16 protein-coding genes and 1 other annotated feature are annotated in these 21909 nt (G+C 47.1%); of the genes, 12 read left to right on the plus strand and 4 right to left on the minus strand.

All coding sequences use genetic code 11. The features are described from left to right. Positions 1–106: 106 nt before the first annotated feature. From lon to ACRRQV_RS01045, 10 genes are all read left to right on the plus strand, one after another. A complete protein-coding gene (gene lon / locus ACRRQV_RS01000) occupies positions 107–2434 on the plus strand; it encodes an endopeptidase La (RefSeq protein ID WP_432526743.1) in 2328 nt (775 codons plus the stop codon). Further along, a complete protein-coding gene (gene yihA / locus ACRRQV_RS01005; RefSeq protein WP_432526745.1) occupies positions 2431–3012 on the plus strand; it encodes a ribosome biogenesis GTP-binding protein YihA/YsxC in 582 nt (193 codons plus the stop codon). Before lon ends, yihA begins: the two co-directional genes overlap by 4 nt. A gap of 472 nt (positions 3013–3484) precedes the next feature. Next, a complete protein-coding gene (gene hemA, locus ACRRQV_RS01010; RefSeq protein ID WP_432526750.1) occupies positions 3485–4858 on the plus strand; it encodes a glutamyl-tRNA reductase in 1374 nt (457 codons plus the stop codon). A gap of 84 nt (positions 4859–4942) precedes the next feature. After that, positions 4943–5773 carry a cytochrome c biogenesis protein CcsA gene (gene ccsA / locus ACRRQV_RS01015; RefSeq protein ID WP_432526752.1) on the plus strand — a complete coding sequence of 277 codons (831 nt, stop codon included), beginning with the start codon at positions 4943–4945 and terminating at the stop codon, positions 5771–5773. Positions 5774–5790: 17 nt separating this feature from the next. After that, positions 5791–6720: a hydroxymethylbilane synthase gene (gene hemC / locus ACRRQV_RS01020; RefSeq protein WP_432526753.1), complete on the plus strand. Its 930-nt coding sequence runs from the start codon at positions 5791–5793 to the stop codon at positions 6718–6720. Further along, a complete protein-coding gene (locus tag ACRRQV_RS01025) occupies positions 6713–7417 on the plus strand; it encodes a uroporphyrinogen-III synthase (protein WP_432526754.1) in 705 nt (234 codons plus the stop codon). The genes hemC and ACRRQV_RS01025 overlap by 8 nt, the downstream gene beginning before the upstream one ends. After that, positions 7410–8390 carry a porphobilinogen synthase gene (hemB, locus tag ACRRQV_RS01030; RefSeq protein ID WP_432526756.1) on the plus strand — a complete coding sequence of 327 codons (981 nt, stop codon included), beginning with the start codon at positions 7410–7412 and terminating at the stop codon, positions 8388–8390. The genes ACRRQV_RS01025 and hemB overlap by 8 nt, the downstream gene beginning before the upstream one ends. Then, positions 8390–9676, plus strand: a complete 1287-nt coding sequence (gene hemL, locus ACRRQV_RS01035; protein ID WP_432526758.1) for a glutamate-1-semialdehyde 2,1-aminomutase — start codon at positions 8390–8392, stop codon at positions 9674–9676. Before hemB ends, hemL begins: the two co-directional genes overlap by 1 nt. A 149-nt stretch (positions 9677–9825) precedes the next feature. Then, positions 9826–10872: an AbrB family transcriptional regulator gene (locus ACRRQV_RS01040; RefSeq protein WP_432526760.1), complete on the plus strand. Its 1047-nt coding sequence runs from the start codon at positions 9826–9828 to the stop codon at positions 10870–10872. Between the two features lie 21 nt (positions 10873–10893). Then, positions 10894–11117 (plus strand) — a binding site (T-box leader). 86 nt (positions 11118–11203) lie between these two features. Next, a complete protein-coding gene (locus ACRRQV_RS01045; RefSeq protein ID WP_432526762.1) occupies positions 11204–13840 on the plus strand; it encodes a valine--tRNA ligase in 2637 nt (878 codons plus the stop codon). A 173-nt stretch (positions 13841–14013) separates the two neighbouring features. Here the strand turns inward: ACRRQV_RS01045 and ACRRQV_RS01050 are convergent, their stop codons facing one another. From ACRRQV_RS01050 to ACRRQV_RS01060, 3 genes are all read right to left on the minus strand, one after another. After that, positions 14014–15105, minus strand: coding sequence for an NAD(P)-dependent alcohol dehydrogenase (locus tag ACRRQV_RS01050; RefSeq protein WP_432526764.1), 1092 nt, complete (start codon positions 15103–15105; stop codon positions 14014–14016). Positions 15106–15373: 268 nt separating this feature from the next. Continuing rightward, positions 15374–16162 (minus strand): ATP-grasp domain-containing protein, encoded by a 789-nt coding sequence (locus tag ACRRQV_RS01055; protein ID WP_432526766.1) that lies wholly within the window; start codon positions 16160–16162, stop codon positions 15374–15376. Further along, positions 16159–17022, minus strand: coding sequence for an ATP-grasp domain-containing protein (locus ACRRQV_RS01060; RefSeq protein WP_432526768.1), 864 nt, complete (start codon positions 17020–17022; stop codon positions 16159–16161). The genes ACRRQV_RS01055 and ACRRQV_RS01060 overlap by 4 nt, the downstream gene beginning before the upstream one ends. A 70-nt stretch (positions 17023–17092) precedes the next feature. Between ACRRQV_RS01060 and ACRRQV_RS01065 the strand changes: the two genes are divergently transcribed. Both ACRRQV_RS01065 and ACRRQV_RS01070 read left to right on the plus strand, forming a co-directional pair. Beyond that, positions 17093–18295 (plus strand): bifunctional folylpolyglutamate synthase/dihydrofolate synthase, encoded by a 1203-nt coding sequence (locus tag ACRRQV_RS01065; RefSeq protein ID WP_432526770.1) that lies wholly within the window; start codon positions 17093–17095, stop codon positions 18293–18295. Positions 18296–18663: 368 nt separating this feature from the next. Further along, on the plus strand, positions 18664–20037 hold the full coding sequence (locus ACRRQV_RS01070) for a sensor domain-containing diguanylate cyclase (protein ID WP_432526772.1): 1374 nt from the start codon (positions 18664–18666) through the stop codon (positions 20035–20037). Positions 20038–20083: 46 nt separating this feature from the next. Here ACRRQV_RS01070 and ACRRQV_RS01075 read toward each other — a convergent pair whose 3' ends face one another. After that, positions 20084–21874, minus strand: a complete 1791-nt coding sequence (locus ACRRQV_RS01075) for a hypothetical protein (RefSeq protein WP_432526774.1) — start codon at positions 21872–21874, stop codon at positions 20084–20086. Positions 21875–21909: the final 35 nt, after the last annotated feature.

A 21909-nucleotide genomic window follows, 5' to 3' on the forward strand; every position in this document is an offset into this window, starting at 1 on the left:
ATGGATGATACGGGCTGACTCTGATCGTGCACATCCGCGCGTTCAGAAGTCAGCTTTTTTTGATGAAAAAGCAGAAGTGCAATTTTACCCGGAGGTGTCTTCCTGAATGACGAAGAAAAAAGTATCCAAACGCGTGCCGCTTTTGCCGTTGCGCGGGCTGCTCGTATTTCCGACTATGGTCTTGCATATTGATGTAGGCCGTGAACGGTCGGTTGCGGCGCTTGAACAAGCTTTGCTGGAAGACAATATCGTTTTCTTGGCAACGCAAAAAGAAATGAGCACAGAACAACCCGGCAAAGACGATTTGCAAAAAATCGGGACAATGGCTTACGTGAAACAAATGCTAAAACTGCCAAACGGCACGATTCGTGTATTGGTGGAAGGCTTGGAGCGCGGGCAGTGGAAAAATTACGAAGAAGATGAGAATTTCACGGTTGTCGAAGTGACTTCGTTCCCAGACGATACCGAACGCGACGCCGAACAAGATGCGCTGATGCGCATGCTGCTCGAGCATTTTGAAACCTATGCGAAAGCATCGAAAAAAGTAACGACGGAAACATTCAACACCGTAGCTGACATTGAAGAGCCAGGCCGCTTGGCGGATATGGTCGCTTCTCATTTGCCGTTGAAATTGGCTGGCAAACAAGAAGTGCTTGAAACGTTCAACGTGACGCAGCGGCTGGAAATGCTGTTGATGCGTTTGCATAACGAGCAAGAAGTCATCGATTTGGAAAAACGCATCAACGAACGCGTCAAAAAAGCGATGGAGCAAACGCAAAAGGAATTTTATTTGCGCGAGCAAATGAAAGCGATCCAAACCGAACTGGGCGACAAAGACGGCAAATCAGCCGAAGTCGTTGATTTGAAAAAACGCATCGAAGAAGCGGGCATGCCCGAGTCGACCGAAAAAGCAGCGTTAAAAGAATTGGACCGCTACGAAAAATTGCCTGCTGCGTCAGCGGAAAGCGGCATCATCCGCACATATATCGAATGGCTCGTGACGATTCCTTGGTCGGAATCAACTGACGACCGATTGGACATCAAATATGCCGAAGAAGTGCTCGACCGCGACCACGACGGCTTGGAAAGCGTCAAAGAACGCGTACTGGAATATTTGGCCGTGCAGCAAATGACCAATTCATTGAGAGGGCCGATTCTTTGCTTGGTTGGGCCTCCAGGAGTCGGGAAAACCTCGCTTGCCAAATCCATCGCCGAATCGCTTGACCGCAATTTCGTCCGTGTTTCCCTTGGCGGGGTGCGCGACGAATCCGAAATCCGCGGCCATCGCCGTACGTATATCGGCGCAATGCCAGGACGCATCATTCAAGGAATGAAAAAAGCGGGAACCGTTAATCCCGTCTTCTTGCTTGATGAAATTGACAAAATGTCGAATGATTTCCGCGGAGATCCGTCTTCCGCGATGCTTGAAGTGCTGGATCCGGAACAAAACAACACGTTCAGCGACCATTACATCGAAGAAGCCTATGACTTGTCGAATGTGCTTTTTATTGCCACAGCGAACGATTTAAGCACCATTCCGGGACCGCTCCGCGACCGCATGGAAGTGATTACGATCGCCGGCTATACCGAAGCCGAAAAACAAAAAATCGCAAAAAATCATTTGGCTCCAAAGCAGATAAAAGAACACGGCTTAACGGACGAGCAATTGGACTTTGATGAAGATGCGTTATTAACTCTTGTCCGCTATTACACGCGTGAAGCGGGTGTCCGCGGCCTAGAACGCCAAATCGCTTCTATTTGCCGCAAAGTGACCAAACAAATCGTTTCCGGTGAACAGGAAAGCGTATTGGTGACTTCAGAGCAAGTGGAAGAATATCTTGGCAAGCGCAAATTCCGCTATGGCATGGCTGAAACGGTCAACCAAGTCGGTGTGGCAACCGGCCTTGCCTACACAACCGTCGGCGGCGATACGCTTCAAATTGAAGTATCATTATCGCCAGGTTCAGGGAAATTGCAGTTGACTGGGAAACTGGGCGACGTCATGAAAGAATCGGCGCAGACGGCGTTGTCGTTTGTTCGTGCTAAAGCAGAGTCGCTAGGCATCGATCCGAATTTCCATGAATCGCAAGATATCCATATCCACGTTCCAGAAGGCGCTGTTCCAAAAGACGGCCCATCCGCAGGGATTACGATTGCGACGGCGCTTGTTTCGGCATTGACGAAGCGCCCGATCCGCCGGGAAGTCGGCATGACCGGTGAAATCACGCTTCGTGGACGCGTCTTGCCAATCGGCGGCGTGAAAGAAAAAACGCTCAGTGCGCACCGTGCAGGGTTGACGACGATCATTTTGCCGATCGATAACGAACGGGATATCGAAGACATTCCGGAAACGGTCCGTGAAGAGTTGACATTCAAACTCGTTTCGCAAGCGGATGAAGCACTAGAAATCGCAATAGAAGGAGAAACACAATGATTGTCCATAACGTAGAACTTGTCATAAGCGCTGTCCGCCCCGAGCAATACCCGGAAGATGGCTTGCCTGAATTTGCACTTGCTGGCCGCTCGAACGTCGGAAAATCGTCGTTCATCAACAAAATGATCGGACGCAAAAGCATGGCGCGCATTTCTTCCAAACCCGGAAAAACGCAGACGCTGAACTTTTATAAAATAGAAGAAAAATTATTTTACGTCGATGTGCCGGGCTATGGCTATGCCAAAGTGGCGAAGACGGAACGCGAAGCATGGGGCAAAATGATCGAACGCTATATCACCGGCCGCGAGCCGTTAAAAGCGGTCATCCAAATCGTCGATCTGCGCCACGCACCGAGCCGCGACGATGTGGCGATGTACAATTTCATGAAGCATTTCGATATTCCGTGCATCATCATTGCGACCAAAGCGGATAAAATTCCGAAAGGCAAATGGGACAAGCACAAGAAAATCGTCCGCGACACGCTGGATATGGATAAAAACGATCCACTAATCGTCTTCTCGTCCGAAACCGGCCTCGGCAAAGACGCTGCATGGCAGGAAATCGAGAAAAGAATGTAAGTTGGAAAAAGCGCAGCCTCGGCTGCGCTTTTTTTATTGGCGAATGCTTTCTGCAAATAAACCCTCGTATTCTGCAAATAAACTCTGATATTCCGCAAATAAATCCCCGTATTCTGCAAACAAACTCTTATATTCCGCAAACAAATTGCTTTTTCCCGAAAATCAAGCCGAAATTCCACAAATAAAGCAGGGATTCTTCCATACAAACTCATCCCGTGGCCATATCCGCGCAAAAAGTTCCCCCGAGCTGCCTATTAGCGCGTAGAAAACATGTAATACTCGATTAATTATCTTACTACTTCGAATAAGAGCAATATCCTTGTTGTTCGGAAAACGCTTTGTTAAACTTACATTATAATTATTCTAAACAAGTAGATTTTCATGGCTTGTTCACATTTAAAAAGCTTATATACCAACATAAGTGGTATACTTATAGATATGAAATATGGAACGTGAAAGGTGTTTTGAACCCATGCATACACTAGTAGTCGGGGTAAACCATCGCTCTGCACCCGTTGAGATCCGGGAAAAGCTTTCATTTATTGAAACCGAACTTCCGAATGCGATGCAAGCGTTAAAAGAACAAAAAAGTATATTGGAAAATGTGATCGTTTCTACGTGCAACCGGACGGAAATTTACGCGGTGGTCGATCAGCTTCATACAGGGCGCTATTACGTAAAGCAATTCTTGGCGAATTATTTTGACATTCCGCAAGAAGCATTTTCGCAATATTTATTTGTCCATGAAAAAGATGAAGCGGTTGAGCATTTATTCCGTGTAACGGCTGGGATCGACTCGATGGTATTGGGCGAAACGCAAATTCTTGGACAGGTGAGAAACAGTTTTCTTGCTGGCCAGGAATTCGGCACGACCGGGACTGTCTTTAATCAGTTGTTCAAGCAAGCGATTACGCTGGCAAAAAAAGCGCATTCGGAAACAGCAATCGGCGAGAACGCCGTTTCGGTTTCGTATGCGGCAGTTGAACTTGGGAAGAAAATTTTCGGGACGTTGAAAAACAAGCATGTGGTTATTCTAGGTGCCGGGAAAATGGGCGAATTGGCCATTAAGAATTTGCAAGGCAGCGGAGCCGATCAAGTAACGGTCATCAATCGTACATATGAAAAAGCGGAAGTTCTGGCAGAGAAATTCGACGGAAACGCCAAGCCGATGAGCGAGCTGCAATGCGCGCTATTGGATGCGGACATCCTGATTTCTTCTACAGGGGCTACTGATTTCGTCATTGACCTCGAATTGATGCAGTTTATCGAAAAACTCCGCAAAGGCAAGCCGCTGTTCATGGTGGACATTGCCGTGCCGCGCGACATTGATCCACGGGTCGGTGATTTGGCGAATGTGTTCCTTTACGACATCGACGATATGCAAGGAATCGTGGAAGCAAACTTGGCAGAACGCGAACGCGCAGCCGGTGAAATCATGGCGATGATCGACCGCGAAGCGCATCAGTTTAACGATTGGCTGACGACGCTTGGCGTGGTTCCGGTTATTTCAGCGCTGCGCAAAAAAGCATTGACGATCCAGGAAGAAACAATGGCGAGCATTGAAAATAAAATGCCGGATTTGACGGACCGTGAAAAGAAAATCTTGAACAAACACACGAAGTCGATCATCAACCAATTGTTGAAAGAGCCAATCTTGCAAGCGAAGGAAATGGCCGGTGCGCCAAAATCCCGCGAGCAGCTGGAATTGTTCCAGCAGATCTTCGGCATTGAAGACGAAGTGGGAGTAGAGATCGAACACCAAACAAAAGCAGTTCAACTAAAAGCTGAAAAAGCAGCTGCCGAAAAAAAACAATCTAAACAAGAAGCTCCTAGATATTCATTTTAATCTTTCAGACAGAGGCGTTTTCGAATCTATATGTTAAAATGTAGAGGCGAAGCGCCTTTAATTATGGAAATGAAGGGGAATGGGATGGCTGATATAACAATGGCAAGGCTGCACGAAGCTATGGTTGTTCTATATGCAGTCAGCCTTGTTTTTTATTTTTTTGACTATTTATACAAAGAAAAGCGGGCGAGCCATATTGCGATGGCGCTGCTAGGTTTCGTTTGGATCCTGCAAACTGTCTTTTTGGTGTTGTACATTGTAGAAACACAGCGCTTTCCAATTTTGACGCTGTTTGAAGGCATTTACTTTTATGCCTGGCTGCTAGTGACGCTTTCGCTTGTTTTGAGGATTTTTTACCGTTTTGATTTTGCGGTCTTTTTTATTAACATTATCGGTTTTATATTCATGACAATCCACACGTTTGCGCCTGTGCAGATCGAACGCTCTCCTGTCGGCGAAGCGCTCGTGTCGGAATTGTTGTTGATCCATATCACATTCGCGATTTTGTCATATGCCGCTTTTTCGCTGTCGTTTGTCTTTTCGGCTTTGCACGTCTTGTTGTACAGGCTGCTGAAAAAGAAAAAATGGACAAAGCAGCTGAGCAATATGCCATCGCTTGGGCAAACTGAACTCGGCATGACGATTTCAATTTTGGTCGGGATTTCGCTGTTGTTTGTTTCGTTAGTGCTCGGATTTCAATGGGCGGTTATTTCACTCGATGAGTTTTCGCTGCTCGACTTGAAAATTGTCGGCTCGTTCGTTTTGCTTGTCGTGTACAGCGTCATTTTGTACTTGCACCGCAAAGGTTCGTTGAATGGCATGAATTACGCAATGATGCACATATATGCATTTTTGCTGCTGCTGGTCAATTTCTTTTTAGGAAGCCGGCTATCTGAATTTCATTTTTGGTATTAAAGAAGGGTAGGATTCATTTGAGAAAAATTATTGTAGGTTCGAGAAGAAGTAAACTGGCGTTGACACAAACCAACCAATTTATCGAAACTTTAAAAGCGGCAGGAGCGCCGTTTGAATTTGAGATCAAAGAAATCGTGACAAAAGGCGATCGCATCGTAGATGTCATGTTGTCGAAAGTCGGCGGCAAAGGGTTGTTCGTCAAAGAAATCGAGCAAGCATTGTTTGATAAAGAAATCGATTTTGCGGTCCACAGCATGAAAGACGTGCCATCTGTTTTGCCAGAAGGCTTTGTGATCGGCTGCATCCCTGAACGAGAAGACCCGCGTGATGCATTTATTTCAAAAGGCCACGTGAAATTCATGGACCTTCCTGTTGGTGCGGTCGTCGGCACAAGCTCGCTGCGCCGCAGCTCGCAGTTATTGTTGATGCGCCCGGACCTTGATATTCAGTGGATCCGCGGAAACATCGACACGCGTCTTGGTAAATTGGAGTCAGGCGAATTTGACGCGATCATTCTAGCTGCAGCCGGTTTGAAACGGATGGGCTGGAGCGAAGAAACGGTTACTGAATTCCTTGAAGTCGAAGATTGCCTGCCTGCAATTGGCCAAGGATCTCTTGCCATTGAATGCCGCGAAGATGATGCGGAATTGCTGGCAGAACTTGCAAAAGTCCATGATGAAAAAACTGCTTTGGCTGTAACGGCTGAACGCAAATTCCTCCGCGATATGGACGGCAGCTGCCAAGTGCCGATTGCCGGATATGCAACCGTGAACGATGGCGAGATTTCGTTTACCGGCCTGATTTCTTCACCCGATGCTGATCAAGTATTCAAAGAATCCATCGTCAGCCGTGACCCGTTGGAAGCTGGGCGCATTGTAGCCGAGCGCATTTCTGCACAAGGCGGTTTTGAATTGATTCAAAAAGTAAAAGCCGAGAACAATGTGTGAGACAAGCTTGCCGCTAAAAGGCCAAACGATTGTCTTTACCGGTTCGACTGAGCCCATCGGCGAAATGGGTCAAGTAGAAGCGCTCGGCGGCCAAGCCATTTATATGCCGCTGATTGAAACCGCCATCCGCCAGTCGGATGTGCCGGATTTCGGGCGCTATGAATGGCTTATTTTTACGAGCCGAACTTCAGCAGAAGCATTTTGTTTGCTTGATGCAGAAGTCAAGAGTAAAATTGCAGCCGTTGGGGAAAAAACAGCAGAAGTGCTGACAACTCACGGCTTCACGGTTGACTTTATGCCAAGTGTTTACAGCGCTGATGTGTTTGTCAAGGAGTTTCCGGCGATTGCAGGAAATGCGCGCTGTTTGTTTGTCAAAGGGGCGCTTGCGAAAAACACCATCGCTTCCATGCCGATGCCGGTAGACGAGTGGGTCTTATACGAAACGGCTTTAAGGCTCGAAAATGCTAAAAAACTATTGGCAATAAAAGACGCGACGGTCATTTTTGCCAGCCCTTCTGCGGTTTCGGCGTACCGGAAAGCAGGGGGAGCTTGGCAAGGAATACGTGTTGCAGCAATCGGCCACGTCACGCAAAAAGCGATTCTCGATCAAGCCGGCCATGTTGATTTTGTTCCCGAAAAATATACGTTAATGAATGTGCTAAACGAAATAGCGAAAGGAAGTTGTATGAATGAATGATTTGAAATTTAACCGCCACCGCCGTTTGCGCGGGTCTGCTAATCTCCGCTCGATGGTCCGCGAAACAAGCCTGCAAAAAGAGGATTTTATTTACCCGATTTTTGTTGTTGAAGGCGAAAACGTAAAAGAAGAAATTTCATCAATGCCGGGCGTATTCCATTTTTCATTGGACCGCTTAGGCGAAGAATTGGATGAAGTGGTATCGCTCGGCATTCCGTCGATCATTTTCTTCGGCGTTCCGAATGAAAAAGACGCAGTCGGCTCGCAAGCTTACCACGACCACGGCATTACACAAGAAGCGATCCGTTTTGCAAAAGACCGCCATCCGGATTTAGTGGTAATTGCAGATACGTGCCTTTGCCAATACACCGACCACGGCCATTGCGGCGTTATCGAAAACGGCGTGATCTTGAACGACGAATCGTTGGATTTGTTGGCCCGTACGGCGGTTTCCCAAGCGAAAGCGGGAGCGGACATCATCGCACCATCAAACATGATGGACGGTTTTGTTGCAGCAATCCGTTTCGGACTGGACCAAGCAGGATTTGAAAACGTGCCGATCATGTCGTATGGCGTGAAATACGCATCGGCTTATTACGGACCGTTCCGTGAAGCGGCTCATTCGACTCCGCAGTTCGGCGACCGGAAAACCTACCAAATGGACCCGGCAAACCGCTTGGAAGCGCTGCGCGAAGCAGCATCGGACGTTGAAGAAGGCGCAGACTTCATGATCGTCAAACCAGCTCTTTCTTATTTGGACATCATCCGTGAAGTGCGCGACAACTTTGACTTGCCAATCGTCGCTTACAACGTATCCGGCGAATACGCAATGGTCAAAGCCGCAGCAATCAACGGCTGGGTAGACGAGAAGAAAATGGTTCTTGAAACATTATTAAGCATGAAACGTGCAGGCGCCGATATCTTGATGACGTACCATGCGAAAGATGCAGCGCGCTGGTTGGAGGAGAAATAATGGGCTACGAAAAATCGATTGCAGCATTCACTGAAGCGAAAAAATTAATGCCCGGCGGCGTCAACTCGCCCGTCCGCGCTTTTAAATCGGTCAATATGGATCCAATTTTCATGGCTTCCGGAAGCGGCGCTACCATCACAGACATCGATGGCAACACGTATATCGATTATGTTTTGTCTTGGGGGCCGCTGATTTTGGGCCACTCGCATCCAGAAGTGGTCAAAGCCATTCAGGAAGTGGCGGTATCTGGAACAAGTTTCGGCGCTCCGACTTTGCTTGAGACGGAACTTGCGAAACTGGTTCAAGAACGCGTGCCATCGATCGAAATGGTCCGCATGGTATCATCAGGCACCGAAGCGACAATGAGTGCGCTTCGCGTGGCACGCGGCTATACCGGCCGCAACAAAATTTTGAAATTCGAAGGCTGCTACCACGGACACGCGGACAGCTTGTTGATCAAAGCGGGTTCAGGCGTTGCAACGCTTGGTTTGCCGGATTCTCCGGGAGTACCGGAATCAGTTGCGAAAAACACGATCACCGTTCCGTACAACGACCTTGAAAGCGTACGGTTAGTCTTTCAGGAATTCGGAGACGACATTGCAGCTGTCATCGTTGAACCGGTTGCCGGCAACATGGGGGTTGTTCCGCCTCAGCCAGGCTTCTTGCAAGAACTGCGCAACTTGACGACTGAAAACGGCACGATTTTGATTTTTGATGAAGTTATGACCGGATTCCGCGTCGGCTACAACTGCGCACAAGGCTATTTCGGCGTAACGCCGGACATGACGTGTCTCGGCAAAGTGATTGGCGGGGGACTGCCAGTTGGCGCATTCGGCGGAAAGCGCGAAATCATGCAGCAAGTCGCACCAAGCGGCTCGATCTACCAAGCGGGTACGCTTTCGGGTAATCCACTTGCCATGACGGCTGGATTTGAAACTTTATCACGACTAGATGAAAGTTCGTACGAAACGTTTGTTGAACGCGGCGACCAGCTGGAAGCTGGATTCCGTGCAGCAGCAGAAAAATACAACATTCCGCACACGGTCAACCGTGCAGGTTCGATGATCGGCTTTTTCTTCACGAACGAACCGGTCATTAATTTTGAAACTGCGAAAACGTCCGATACGGAATTGTTCGCGGATTACTACCGCTTGATGGCGGAAGAAGGCATTTTCTTGCCGCCGTCCCAGTTCGAGGGCATGTTCTTGTCAACAGCCCATACCGAAGAACACATCGCAAAAACCGTGGAAGCATTCCACACCGTGTTTGCTAAATTGGCACGTTAATAAAACCTCTAAAGCTGTCACTCCTAAAGATTTTAGGAGTGACAGCTTTTTTTGTTGCTGCACCTGACGAAATTGCTGATATCATCAGGCGATTCATGTAAAATAATGATAGGTATTTATTTCGTAAAACGAAAGTTGGAATTCACTTGATGCTATTTTTAAAAACCGCAGCGATTGCGTTTGCATCGGGCTGGCTTTTTTCAGAATTCGGCATGTTTTTGCCGTGGCTGCTCGGGCCGATGTTCGTTCTGCTCTTGTTAAATCAATTCACCAAAATCACGTTATACTGGCCGAAAATTTTGCGGACGACCGGGTTGATTTTGCTTGGCGTCCAAATCGGGTCGTCGTTTACGAAAGAAGCGGTCGCACTGATGTGGTTTGATTTGCCGTATATGATTTTCATGACGGCGGCGATTGTCGGGCTTTCGCTGCTTCTCGGCTTGTTGTTCCAGCGAATGGCGAATGAAAGCTTGGCGACCAGTCTTCTGGGTTCGATTCCTGGCGGCTTGTCGCAAATGGTCGTCATTGCGGAAGACGTTAAATCGGCCAATGTCACGGTCGTGACCATGATGCAGACGATCCGCATTTTTATGGTGGTTTCCATCGTGCCGTTTCTTGCTGTTTTTCTTGTCGGCAGAGACGCAAGTGAAATCGCGAAACACGCCTTCACCTTCAGTTGGCTGCCATTTATCGGTGCCATCGCCCTTGGCATATTTGTGTTTTGGCTCATGAAAAAAGTTAGATTCCCCGCAGCTGAAGTGCTGGCGCCGATTTTGACGATGGCGGCTGTCCAGACGGTAACCGGCAGCCAATTGCTCCATATGCCGTTTTGGCTGATTGCACTCGCTCAAATATTCATAGGCGCCAATCTTGGGCTTCAGATGGAGCAAGTGCGGGATAAAATGAATCTGCGCATCGGCATCGCGATTCTTGTCAACAACGTTTTATTGATTGGCTTTTCCGTGTTAATTGCGTATTTGCTCGCGGTCTTGCTGCCGGAATACATCTTTTTGGATTTCTTCTTGAGTGCAGCTCCGGGCGGCATGGCGGAAATGGCCATTACCGCATTGGCATCTGGGGGAGACGTGGCACTGATTACGGGGTTCCATTTGTTCCGGCTGTTCTTCATTCTCTTGGTTGCTTCGCCGATTGTCGCAATCATTGTAAAAAAACTTGACGCAAAAACCGGAAATTGAGTACAATGGATGTAATTCTATACAGATGCGTTGAAGAGGATAGTAGAATGTGCGTACATTGTAGAGAGAAAGCCGCTTGGTGAAAGGCTTTCATGGACAAGCATTTGAATGTCACCTCTGAGCAGTTCCCGTGAAATGCCAGTAGCGGAAGCCGGATGCGAAATCCGTTATCGAACTTGAGAGCCAGACGCTTGTTAAGGTCTGTGTATAAAGGTGGTACCGCGAACAACTCCTTCGTCCTTTAAAGACGACAGGAGTTTTTTTATTTGGTTTTATTAGTCCAATTTACCTAATGAACCCGAGGTCCACGAAGAAAAAAGGAGGAATTTCAATGACTGAACAAATGTCGACCAAGTACGATCCGCAAGCAATTGAAAAAGGCCGCTATGAGTGGTGGTTAGATGGCAAGTTTTTTGAAGCGAAGCCGGAAAGCGGAAAAAAGCCGTATACCATTGTGATTCCGCCGCCGAACGTTACCGGCAAGCTACACTTAGGGCATGCTTGGGATACGACACTGCAAGACATCCTCACGCGCATGAAGCGCATGCAAGGCTATGACGCATTGTGGCTGCCGGGCATGGACCATGCCGGCATTGCCACGCAAGCGAAAGTAGAAGGCAAGCTGCGCGAAGAAGGCAAGTCGCGCTATGATTTAGGGCGCGAAGCGTTCCTTGAGGAATCATGGAAATGGAAAGAAGAATACGCTGAATTTATTCGCAAGCAATGGTCGAAATTGGGCCTTGGCCTCGATTACTCCCGCGAGCGTTTTACGCTGGATAAAGGCTTATCGGATGCGGTGCAGGAAGTATTCGTCCGGCTTTACGAGAAAAAACTTATCTACCGCGGCAAATACATCATCAACTGGGATCCGGCAACGAAAACCGCGATTTCCGATATTGAAGTAATTTACAAAGACGTGCAAGGCGGCTTTTACCATATGCGCTACCCGCTGACGGATGGCTCAGGGCACATCGAAGTTGCAACGACTCGCCCAGAAACGATGCTTGGCGATACAGCTGTTGCGGTTCACCCGAAAGACGAGCGCTATCAGCACCTGATCGGCAAGACGGTGACCTTGCCGATCGTTGGCCGCGAAATCGAAATCGTTGCGGATGATTACGTGGACATGGAATTCGGAAGCGGTGCGGTGAAAATTACGCCGGCACATGACCCGAATGACTTTGAAATCGGCAATCGCCACAACTTGGAGCGCGTATTGGTTATGCACGAAGACGGCACGATGAACGAAAATGCCGGCAAATACGAAGGGCTAGACCGCTTCGAATGCCGCAAAGCGATCGTTAAAGACTTGCAGGACATAGGTGTTTTATTCAAAATTGAAGAGCATCTGCATTCGGTTGGGCACTCGGAACGCAGCGGGGCCGTAGTTGAACCGTATTTGTCAACGCAATGGTTCGTCGACATGCAGCCGTTAGCCGCTGAATCGGTAAAATTGCAAAAAGGCGAAGACGGCGTCAACTTTGTGCCGGAACGCTTCGAAAAAACCTATCTGCACTGGATGGAAAACATTCGCGACTGGTGCATTTCGCGCCAATTGTGGTGGGGACATCAGATTCCGGCTTGGTATCACAACGAAACAGGTGAAATTTACGTAGGCCGCACTGCACCGGAAGACGCTGAAAACTGGACTCAGGACGAAGACGTTCTCGATACGTGGTTTTCGTCGGCTCTATGGCCGTTCTCAACGCTTGGCTGGCCAGATGCGGACAACGAAGAGCTGAAACGCTATTACCCGACAGACGCGCTTGTAACGGGTTATGACATCATCAACTTCTGGGTATCGCGCATGATTTTCCAAGCGCTTGAATTTACCGGTGAAAAACCGTTCGACGACGTGTTGATCCACGGCCTGGTTCGCGACGCGGAAGGGCGCAAGATGTCGAAATCGCTCGGCAACGGCGTTGACCCGATGGATGTCATCGAGCAGTACGGAGCGGATTCGCTGCGCTATTTCCTGGCCACTGCATCATCTCCAGGGCAGGACCTGCGCTTCTCAATGGAGAAAGTCGAAAGCGTTTGGAACTTTGCCAATAAAATCTGGAATGCCTCACGCTTTGCGTTGATGAACATGGAAGGCATGACATACGACCAAATCGACCTTTCCGGCAAACGCTCGGTAGCCGATTCATGGATTTTGACCCGCCTCAATGAAACAATCGAGCAAGTGACCAACTTAGCTGAGCGTTACGAGTTCGGCGAAGTTGGACGTCTTTTATACAACTTCATCTGGGACGATTTCTGTGACTGGTATATCGAGATGGCGAAATTGCCATTATACGGCGAAGACGAAGAAGCGAAGAAAATGACGCGCTCTGTTCTAGCGTACGTACTAGATAACACAATGCGCTTGTTGCACCCATTCATGCCGTTCATTACAGAAGAAATTTGGCAGAACTTGCCGCATGAAGGCGAATCGATCACCATTGCCGCTTGGCCGACAGTGGACGAGTCGTTGTCGAATGAAGCAGAATCGACAAGCATGAAGCTGTTGGTCGACATTATCCGTTCGGTTCGCACGATCCGCGCAGAAGTGCAGTCGCCAATGAGCAAAAAAGTGCCGTTGACGATTTCGGCGAAAGACGCCAACACGCACGCGATTTTGGAAGCAAACGCTGCGTACATCGAACGTTTTTGCAACCCGGAAACGCTGACGATTGGCCAAAACATCGAAGCGCCGGAAAAATCAATGTCCGCAGTTGTGTCAGGCGCTGAATTGTTCATGCCGCTTGAAGGCTTGATCGACATCGATGCGGAACTTGCACGTTTGAATAAAGAACTCGAAAAATGGGCAAAAGAAGTCAAACTTGTTCAAGGCAAATTGTCGAACGAACGCTTTGTGTCCAAAGCGCCGGAAGCGGTTGTCGCCGAAGAACGCAAAAAAGAAGCCGACTACTTGGAGAAGCATTCCACAGTAGAGAAGCGCATCGAAGAATTAAAAGCATTATAAGAATAAACCCTGCTATCCTTTATTGGAGAGCGGGGTTTATTGGTGCCTGGAAATATTTGCTTCATGAATTTTTAGAGTCCTTACCTGCACTAAGTGGATCTCTACACGCACTAGCGACGGTTCTACCGAACAAAACAAAAAAGCAGCTTGCTCCTGGCAAGCTGCATTCCTCATTATTCAGCGATTTTCACAATCGGCTTGATGGCCGTGCCTTTTTTCGAATCCTCAAACGCCTCGTTGATTTGTTCAAAATCATATACTTTGATCAATTTATCAAAAGGGAACATGCCGCGTTTGAAATAATTCACCAGCTGCGGGATGAACACTTGCGGAATCGAATCGCCTTCGATGACGCCCATGATCGTTTTCCCTTCCGCCATGATGTCGTTGTGGACATCAAATGTAATTTCGGGCGTCACGCCAACAATCGCACAGCTTCCGAGCGGACGAAGAGAATGGATGGCTTGTTTGACAACCGGCGGAACACCCGTTGTCTCCACAGCAAAATGCGTGCCGCCGCCCGTAATCGCTTTGATTTCTTTTACGACATCAACTTCTTTGCCGTTTAACGTATGGGTGGCGCCGAGTTCTTTTGCCAGCTCCAATCGGTTTTCGTGGATGTCGACGGCAATGATATTCAAGCAGCCGGCAATCTTCGCGGCCATAATGGCGCTAAGGCCGACCGCGCCGCTGCCGAATACCGCAATCGACGAACCAAACTCCGGTTTGAGGCGATTCAATACGGTACCAGCTCCGGTTTGTATGCCGCATCCAAGCGGTCCGAGCAGCGCCAAATCCACTTCTTTGTCGACTTTTACGACATTCCGCTCATTCGTCACGGCAAAGGTGCCAAACGACGACTGGCCAAAAAACGTAGAAACGGCATGGTCGTGCTGATGAATCCGGTTCGTGCCGTCTTGCATTTGGCCGCCAAAATTCAAATCGTTAAAGTTTAAGCAAACGGTCGGATGCCCGGTCAAGCAATTTTCGCAATGGCCGCAATAAGCAAACGACAATACGACATGGTCTCCTTCTTCGATCGACGTTACCGCCGATCCCACTTTTTCGACAATTCCTGAGCCTTCATGGCCAAGGACTACCGGAAAAGGGGAAAGCCCTAAATCACGCGCGACAGCGTCCGTATGGCAAACGCCCGATGCCACGATCTTCACGAGCACTTCATGGGCATTCGGCTCCGCGAGTTCCACTTCCTCAAACGTGAAGTCCTCACCCAATCCGTGCGTCACTGCTGCTTTGATTTTCATCGAATCCCTCCTAATTTGGTTTCATTATACTCAACTACCCGGATTAGAAAGGGAGTAAGCATCGGTTGATGTGAATAAATTCAGAAGGGAGTGTACACCGTGTGGAGCTGGAAATATTTGCTTCATGAAGTTTTGCGGTTCTTACCTGCATTCATCACATCTCTACACGCACTTTTGAATTTTCTACCTGCAAAATCCAACTTTCTACAAGAAGTTTCAGCACTTCTACCGGATAACACAAAAAAGCAGCTTGCCGAAGCAAACCGCTTTATTCCTTTTTCCGAAACGGCGCCAGTTTTTCAAGCTGTTTCAAATGATTGACCACTATTTCGGCAATATTTTCATCGTGCGTCTCATAAAATGACCGAGCACCGACCGGATCTTCGATTTCATTGAAGACATGTTGCCCATCTGGCAGCAATAAAAAATCGATGCCGACATAATCGCAATTTAACGCACGGGCAATGCGCAGCACGTCTTTCGCTTGAGCGGCTGTCACCACAAATTTTTCAACTGATGCGCCAAGTGAATAATTGGCTTTGAAGCCATCCGCCGAACTGCGTTTTACGGCGCCGACGATTTCATTGCCAATGACATAAGCCCGGACATCGGCAACATGACCGATAACTGGTTGAAAAATGACGTTCGCGCCGAAATCCGGCATTTCGTCCTGCGACTCAATTTTCACTACTTGTTCGCCGCCATGGCCATCAATCGACTTCACAATGCACGGAAAGTTCTGCGCCTCTCGATATGTTGGAATCACCGGCACACCGAGCAGCAAAAACAATTGATGCGTTTGCCATTTGTCATTCGCCACGCGGTTCACTTCAGCTCGGTTGACCATATAAATGCCTCGGTCTTCCAAAAAACGCGCCGCTGCGGGACGCCGTGCGCGGAATAAAACAAGCGAACCCGTCAATTTCTCACTCAACTGAAGCATTCCTTCTTGGGACCAATCGTCCCATTCCACAAGCTCAAAATCGCCAAACGCCTGCAATTCTTGAATAAACCCACTATTGCGCTGTGCATCTTTTGATTCGTATAACAAGATCATTGCAATTCCTCCAAAATATAAGCGATCATCGCATCCGCCACATTGACGCCGGTGACGTTCAAAATATTGCGGATGTGCGCTGCGGCATTCACTTCGCAGACGAGTGGCTCTTCGTTGTGACCGTACAACAAATCAACGCCCGCGAAAACAGCACCGACCGCTTTCGCAGCATCGAGCGCCATCTTTTGTTGCGCATCGGTCAGTTCAATTGGGGAGGCTTTGCCGCCATTTGTGATGTTCGCCCGGAAATCCGTTTCCGAATGGCGATACATCGCCGCGACGATTCTCTCGCCCACGACGTTGACCCGGATGTCGCGGCCGCGGCTTGAAGCGATAAATTCCTGGAACACAAAATCGACGCCGCTGAGTTCTTCAACTTTCTTGTAAAAGGCCGCTTCGTCTTCAATCAAATACACTTTCATGCCGAACGAGCCATGGCCTTCTTTGATGATCATTGGCAAACCGATATGTGCAATCACGCGTTCGAAATAGCCGCTGTCTCGGATGGAGAAATTCGGGTAGACTTTCGGGGCGATAATGGTTTTCGGCATCGGCAAGCCATATTCCGCCAGGCGGATATATTGCGTGGCTTTGTTATCGCACAAATCGATGATGGCCGGGTCGTTGTAAACAGGCACACCGCGGCTTTTCAGGAAATAGCCGAGCAAAATGTCTTTGTCGAGCATGACCGCAAAGTCAGGCAGTGCCAACGCCTCCGATAAATCCATCATCACTTCGTAATTTTTTTTGATTGCCGCTCTAACGCCTGCCCGTTCTGCTGCTTCAGCGACAAGATTCGCTTGGTCAGCAAATTTATCGGATACCAGGCTGCCGTTATAAATAACCCAACAAGTTGTCATTTCGGTTCCACCTTCGTGTTATAATTATGGTATAAAGTGTACCATGTTTACAGTAGAAAAGAGGCTTGAAATGATAAACGGGCTAGACTCCTATAAAGCAAAATGGAACATCCAGACAGACGCATCCATCAAACCCGGTTTAGACGCCATTACAGCGGCACTCGAGGAACTCGGCGACCCGCATAAAAAAGGCCAGTTTGTCCATTTGGCGGGCACCAACGGCAAAGGGTCGACCGCAGCCATGCTGAAGTCGATTTTACGAGAGCATGGTCTTTCGGTCGGCAATTTCTATTCGCCAGCTATTTTCGATATACACGACCAAATCCAGCTGAACGGTACGCCGGTAACTCCTCAACAGCTCGATGAAGCGATGAAGCAGTTAGCAAACCTGCAAACGCCGCTCACTGATTTTGAACTGCTCACAGCAGCAGCTTTTTTAGTGTTCAATAAATTTGCACCGGATGTAGCCATTATCGAAGCGGGAATGGGAGGGAGATTCGACAGTACAAATGTCATTGATCCAATCATTTCCATTATCCCGTCCATCTCCTATGACCATACAAATTTTTTAGGCGAAACCATCGAAGACATCACCTGGCACAAGGCTGGCATTATCAAAAAATGGAAGCCAGTCATCATCGGAGACCTTCCAGCAGAAGCCCGAGACATTATTCACGCAACGGCCGATGAATTGCATGCGGAAGTGATCGAAGCCCGCCAGCGGATTAATGCTGTCTTGAAGCTGAAAGGGAAGCACCAGCTCCAAAACGCCGGACTTGCGATAGAAGCGGCTCAAGAACTTTTGCAGCTGGAGTATAATGCGCAAAAAGCCGAAAAAGGGCTTGAAAAAGCAGCCATTCCAAACCGTTTTGAAGAAGTTTTTCCAAACGTGATTTTTGACGGCGCACATAACGAGGCGAGCATTGATGCCTTAGCAGCTGCCATCAAAGAAGAATACCCAAACCGGTCGATACATATCATCATGGGCGTGCTGAAAGACAAAAATTATGTACAAATTTTACGGCGATTTGAAGAAGTTTCTGGCCGTTTTACGTTTGTTGATTTCCCGTTCGAGCGGGCCTTGCCTGCCGAAAGTTTATTTAGTGAAAGTAAAAGTAAAATAAAGACAATTCGAACTTTGTATGATATATTACCTGTACAAGATGAAAATGAAGTGACAATAGTCACGGGATCACTTTATTTATTGACAGCAATTCGCAATTCCAATTATAAACTCTTTCAAAATTATTCGACTGCAAGCAAGGAGTTATGATAGGGTAAATATGGTTTTTTATTTGGGGAGAAGATGCCATGCCGATCACTACTAAAAGAAAAATAGTTCTATGGGCTTTGTGGGCGGCAACCGTTCCACCTGGCTTAACATTAATTTATCTGAATTTTCCGCCTCCAGAAATGGATTTTTGGAATATATTTGCATATGGTCTTTTTTTCTTTTTAAGTTGTTTGATGCCAATGAATATCAATGGCGCTTCGACCTACTTAGTTCAATGGGCAACCATCGCTATCTTTTTTAAATACGGAATTTTTGTAGAAATTGTATTCTCTCAATTAGCAATGCTTATAGTAGTACTCCGGAGCCGAACGTCAGAACCGCTGTCATTTAGGATACCGTTTAACTCCATGATGTTTTTCACGACATCGACGTTGGCCGGCTTGGCCTTTTTCGCAATAGGCGGGCAAACCGGATCGTTAAACATTTGGCATATCTTCATGTTCGGATTTGTTTTCCAGTTTACTTCTGTATTAACAAATCAAATTATTTTTTACTTGTACGACCATTTTAACGGCGAACACAGCAAGTTCTTTTCAATCGATGCCATATGGGATTTTTCCATTACGTTCCTTGTTTTCCCTTATGCGCTCGCCATCTACATCGCCGAATCCTATATCGGCTATTCCGCATTGATTTTGCTCGGCATCCCGTTCTTTATTATGAGTGCCATAATGAAAATGTATAACAGCTCGGAAAAAATTAATTACGATTTGAAAAAAGCCGGTGAGATTGGCCATCAGCTCGCGGCGAGGCTTTCGCAGGACGAAGTGCTTGACCAATTTGTCATGCAAGTGGCGACGCTGTTCAAAGTCGATTATGCCTATGTGGTCGACTATCGAGATAATCAGCTGCAGATGCTGAGGATGTATGAAAATGAAGAATTTCAACAGCTGACCGTTCCCCCGATGAGCTATAATGCAGGAGTCGGCGGCAAAGTCATTTTGAACAATAGGCCAATAATTTACGACAAAAAGTCCCAGTGGAAAGACATTGTTACCGGACATATTCCAATCGATTCAGAAAGCATCATGGCAGCTCCTATTGCCCGTAACAACAAAACAGAAGGCGTGCTGATTCTGGCATCCCGCAACAAATACGCATTTGCCAGCCACCAGCTGCAGATTCTCGATATTTTGAGTACATATTTTGCGGTATCGCTTGAAAAAGCGGGCTACGTTCAGCGGGCGATTGAAATCAGCGAACGCTGCGGCTTAACCAAGCTCTACAACTACCGCTATTTGGACAACGCACTTGCAAAATGCATGATCAAAGTGAATGCAGGGGAACTGGAAACCTTGTCGCTCGTCATGATGGACATCGACCGCTTTAAAGGCATCAACGACCAATACGGCCATCAAAGCGGCAATGACATCTTGATCCAGCTCGCCAGGCTCATTGAAGAAGAAGTCGGAGAAGAAGGCACGGTTGCCCGCTACGGCGGCGAAGAGTTCGTCGTCCTCATGCCGAACTACGGAAAAGATTTGGCGCTGCTATTCGCCGAAACGCTGCGAAAACGCATCGAAAAACACGACTTCCAAATCCAAAACGACTTGGATGACGCACGCGAAACATTGAACATCAACATCACCTTAAGCATCGGCGTCTCCACCGCGCCAGACGACAGCGACGACGGCATGGCGTTAATCCGCAATGCGGACCGGGCGCTGTATATCGGAGCGAAGCAGGCGGGCAGGAATAAGGTTGCGGCTTATGCGAAATAAAAAAGAGTGTATAGTAGAGGCAATCGCCTCCGCTATACACTCTTTTTTAATAGCCTCTATCTTTTTCGGTAGGAGTATCGACAGCATAAATGACTGGTTCCTGCTGTTTTAAATCGGAATAGGTGGAGATGATGTCTAAATCGTAAATCACTTGAAGCCGAGATTGTGTTTCTGGTTTGTTCTGTACGGCTACACCTTCAAAATAATCCGTATTTGAAATTCTTGTAGCTCCACTAAAAGAATAGTCTTTCGCACGGCCCCGAATCGCATTTAATACAATTCGTCTCGCTGAAATTCCACCTTCAATTTTCATATTCGATCCAACGCCGAACATTTCAAAATCTTGTTCGGAATAAAAGAATCCTTTAATATAACTTGGGTCGTCATAGTTGACCGAGTTATTTGAAATTTTTATATTGCCTTTAGAGAAAATAATCAAAGACCCGGTTTTAGAACTTGCAAGCGATTTGCCGTTAATTCTTGAGTGGAGAATATTGACGGTTCCATTCACATAAATCAGTGCATTGCTTTTTAAGTCTGCGCCCTGGATAGTCAAATTTCCATTTACATAAATTGGACCATCCAACGTCACATCGGAATATTTTGTAACGTCATAAGAAGTGCTGCCATTCCCAATATCAAGGTTCCCGTTAACGTACATGCCTGTTTTGAATGTAGTATTGGTATTGATTAAGTTAACACTGCCTTTAGTGGAAGCTTGTTTAAATGAATTGATACCACTTAACGTGTAAGTTTCGCTTTCTCCATTTACACGCTGATCTGTGCAACTCCACCAGCTGCATACCCTATTGATGTAATCATGATGAAAATATACTTTAGAAGTTGGAAGGTTTTGTCCACTGATTGTTAAGTTAGATCCAGCATTTACTAAACTGACGCCTGCAGCATTGCTGTAATATTCAAAACTGCTTTTTTGTGCATTTATAGCAATCGGATTTTGAACTGGTTCTCTCGAGACCAATGTAGGAGCGAAACCCGTCCTAAACAAATCTTCAATTTTACTTTTTTCCCCATAATTACTATTGCCCGTAAAATTTGAACGGGTTATGTGAGATGAATAAGTGATGCTATTATTCATCGCATATGCTTTTTTTCCTAAAAAAAGCCGGGCGGAAGGGGTGCCGTCCAATGGAATAGCGGAAGGTGCAACGCTGGGAATCCATTTATCTCCTCCAAGATAGGCATAGCCATTCGTGCTTGTCACAATATCTCCATCTACTTTAATGTCGCCCTTTATGTCAACGCCTCCGTGCATAAGAAGATTGCCCTCTCCGGGTGAAGTGCCATCTGTAGTGTCCATATTCGTTCCGATTGCATACCGCAATGCCTCTGGAGCTGTAGCGGCACCAATCTCAATCTTGCTTGTTAAGGTTTTGTTCGAATTGCCTGCTTTTCCTACACTTTTAAATGTAACAAGTTTTTTTAAGGGATTTGGATTATTATCTTTATCGATCGTATTTACATAAGATTCTATACAAGCCTTATAAGTACCAGTTTCGTTATTGACAGGCAATGTAGCGGTTCCTCCGATACAACGATAGCTATCCAATATTCGTTCAAGCTGGAAAATAAATTCGGTCCGCGGTTTTCCGTTTGCACCAAGAAAAGCAGTAAGTTCACTATTGACTTGGGTAGTGACTAAATCGATTCCTTTTTGGGACAAATCGGATGACTGGGTGATATCTTGCCGGACTTCGTTTTTTGCAGTCCCATTACTGGACATCACAATAAGGCTGGTACCTAAAATGCTAAATAGGATCAACAATACTAGCGTTAATAAAAGAGCATATCCTTTTTCGTTTTTTATATACTTCATTAGTCTTCCTCCATTTTTATAGTTAAATTTACTTT

The sequence above is a fragment of the Planococcus sp. YIM B11945 genome, assembly GCF_050864155.1.
GTDB lineage: Bacteria > Bacillota > Bacilli > Bacillales_A > Planococcaceae > Planococcus.